3 protein-coding genes, 1 pseudogene and 1 riboswitch are annotated in these 2,877 nt (G+C 64.5%); of the genes and pseudogenes, 3 read left to right on the forward strand and 1 reads right to left on the reverse strand.

Annotated features, from left to right (window positions below):
• The coding region (locus tag QOC69_RS14325) for a zinc-binding dehydrogenase (RefSeq protein ID WP_526440564.1) at positions 1–502 on the forward strand (502 nt) is incomplete at its 5' end.
• Between the two features lie 6 nt (positions 503–508).
• On the opposite strand, the gene QOC69_RS14330 is transcribed toward QOC69_RS14325, so the two are convergent.
• Positions 509–835, reverse strand: coding sequence for a hypothetical protein (locus QOC69_RS14330; RefSeq protein WP_526440566.1), 327 nt, complete (start codon positions 833–835; stop codon positions 509–511).
• Positions 836–1,094: 259 nt separating this feature from the next.
• A riboswitch (M-box (ykoK) riboswitch) is annotated at positions 1,095–1,268 on the reverse strand.
• Positions 1,269–1,556: 288 nt separating this feature from the next.
• Here QOC69_RS14330 and QOC69_RS14335 point away from each other — a divergent pair.
• Both QOC69_RS14335 and QOC69_RS14340 read left to right on the forward strand, forming a co-directional pair.
• Positions 1,557–2,627 carry an IS110 family RNA-guided transposase gene (locus QOC69_RS14335; protein ID WP_526440568.1) on the forward strand — a complete coding sequence of 357 codons (1,071 nt, stop codon included), beginning with the start codon at positions 1,557–1,559 and terminating at the stop codon, positions 2,625–2,627.
• Positions 2,628–2,642: 15 nt separating this feature from the next.
• Positions 2,643–2,877: pseudogene (locus QOC69_RS14340) on the forward strand (methyltransferase); the annotation flags it as partial.

Consider the following 2,877-nt stretch of genomic DNA (forward strand, 5'->3'; position numbering starts at 1 on the left):
TGAGACCGTCGCGGTGTCCGCCGCGGCCGGAGGCGTTGGCAGCCTGGTGGTGCAGCTGTTGGCACTGCGCGACGTACGGGTGTTGGGTATCGCGTCGTCGGGCAATGCGGAGTGGCTCCGCGCGCACGGCGTCGAGCCGGTCGAATACGGCGACGGGTTGGCACAACGACTGCAGCAGGCCGCACCGGACGGCATCGATGCCTTCATCGACCTGTTCGGACCGGACTATGTGCAGCTCGCGGTCGACCTCGGCGTGTCACCCGAACGGATCAATACCATCATCTCCTTCGAGAAGGCCGCCGAGGTCGGCGCGAAAAGCGAAGGCAGCGCTGAGGCGTCAACACCGGCGGTGCTAACCGAGATCGCCGATCTGATCACTTCCGGCGCGCTCGACTTCGACGTCGCCGCGACCTACCCGCTCGATCGGGTCGTCGACGCGTTCGCCGAACTCGAGCAACGACACACGCACGGCAAGATCGTTCTCCTGCCTCAGGTTTCGTGATCCTGGTCAGGACGCGGTGGCCTGGCCGGTTAGGCCGCGGTCATCGTCGACGGCGCTGACCAGTCTCGCTTTCTGGGCAATCCGGCTCCGGTAGTACGACCACGGCTGACGCTCCTCCACCGGAACGCCGACCATCTGGTCGAGCAGGTTGGTGGCTTGCAGCGCATCGGCGAGATGGCGCTGCAACCTACCCAAGTCGCTGAGCACCTTGAACGCGTCGTCGCCGGCGGTCGAGGGAATGCTGCCGTCCGCGAGGAGCTCCAATGCACTGAACAGTGCCGCACGGACGTCGCCGCAGGCTCGATGAATCTGACGCTCGGGGTTGGGACGCATGATCGTCTCCTCAGGGAAAGCCCGATCCATCGCTGTGGGCGAGTCCAGCCACCGCCAATTGCAGTTCGGCACAACCAGAACCGACTTCGGGGAGGCTCAGGCGACGGCGGAGAGGCCGCTACCGGATCGGGACGAAATGGATTTCCAATATGGATGCGGACTATCGCTCGGACTCATATCGCCCTCACCTCCTCACGGCCAGGACACACGGGGGTGTCACCACAAGTGCACGCATGACGGGGGGTTGGCGCCTGACGGCGACGCACCCCCATCGTCGGAGCTTCGGCACTGCACGGCGTATCCGGTGTTACATCCGGAAGCCACTTGGGCTCAACCCTTAGGCCGGGAAGAGCTGTCCTGACCCGGGGCGTCTCTCGACGTTCGGGGTCAGTGGCCTGTATCCGTGCAGACGCCTCACCTACCGAGGTGCTTGCCGGTCCATCCTCCCACCGCTATCAGTGCTCGTCAAACATGGTGGAGACCAATTCGGACGGCCGCGTGGCTAGGCTCGGCGTCAGTGTCAGGGTGAGGTTGCCGCGTGTTGCGGTGGTTGGATCCTGATCATCTGGTGTCTGGCTCTTAGGCTCGTTGCCGCCTTCGGGTTGGCGTGCATGCGTTTTGTCGGCGCCAGGTGTGAAGGACCGGCCGGCGTGACTTGATAGGAGCGTGGCATCGCCCCCACTGAGATGTGTCCGCCGACCGGCCCAACCGTCACCTCACAGTGAAGGAGGCAACCTCCATGGTTGTTGTTGGAGCCGATGTGCACAAGCAGACGCACACCTTTGTCGCCGTCGACGAGGTGGGGCGCAAGATCGCTGAGAAGACCGTTAAAGCGGTGAGCGCGGGGCATGCCGAAGCGGTGATGTGGGCCCGGGAACGCTTTGGTGGCCAGGTGGTGTGGGCGATCGAGGATTGCCGGCATCTGTCGGCCCGGTTGGAGCGCGATCTGCTCACGGCCGGCCAGCAGGTGGTGCGGGTGCCACCGAAGTTGATGGCGATGGCACGCAGGTCGGCGCGCACACGGGGTAAGTCCGATCCCATCGACGCCTTGGCCGTTGCGCGCGGGTTTCTGCGTGAGCCCGATCTGCCAATCGCCTCCCATGATGAGGTGTCGCGGGAGTTGAAGTTGTTGGTGGATCGCCGCGAAGTCCTTGTCGCGCAACGGACTGCAACGATCAATCGGCTGTTGTGGCGGGTTCATGAACTCGATCCCGAACGCGCCCCTCGACCTCGCTCGTTGGATCTGGCCAAACATCGCCGCATCCTCGGCGACTGGCTGGACACCGTCGACGGCCTGGTCGCAGAGTTGGCGCGTGACGAGCTGGCCGACATCACCCGGCTCACCGAAGTGATCAATGCGTTGGCCAAACGGATTTCTGCGCGTGTCCGCCAGGTCGCCCCGATGCTCCTGGCCATGCCCGGGTGCGGGGAGTTGACCGCGGCCAAGCTCGTCGGGGAAGCCGCCGGGGTGACCCGATTCAAAAGCGAGGCCGCGTTCGCCCGCCACGCCGGTGTCGCACCCGTTCCGGTGTGGTCGGGCAATACCGCCGGCCGGGTGCGCATGACGCGTTCGGGCAACCGCCAACTCAACGCCGCCTTACACCGGATAGCGATCACCCAGATCCGCCTCGACGGACTCGGGCAGACCTACTACCGCCACCGTCTTTCCGCAGGCGATTCCAACCCCGAAGCCCTGCGTTGCTTGAAACGACGACTATCACGAGTGGTCTTCGGCCACCTCCACACCGACCACCAAAACAGAACTCAGCCTTGCCAACCGGCAGCGGCTTGACATAGGAGAAACGCCATGGCCACCACGCTGCAAGATCCTCGAGTCGCCGAAACGCTTGAACGGATGTATACCGAGTCGCGCGAACAGATGTCACAGTTGCGCGCGATCCGCCCCGACATGTCTACGGCGAGGACCGCGCAGGAACGCGCCGACGCGATGAGCGACTTCTACATCCCCGTGACACCGGAGGCCGGCCGACTGCTGTACTCGTTGGTGCGGGCGACACGTCCAATCACCATCGTGGAATTCG

It is taken from the genome of Mycobacterium sp. (assembly GCF_032162105.1).
Classification (GTDB): Bacteria; Actinomycetota; Actinomycetes; order Mycobacteriales; family Mycobacteriaceae; genus Mycobacterium.

Coding starts and splice junctions, on each gene's coding strand:
- QOC69_RS14330 (WP_526440566.1), bottom strand. CDS start 835: ATGCGTCCCAACCCCGAGCGTCAGATTCATCGAGCCTGCGGCGACGTC.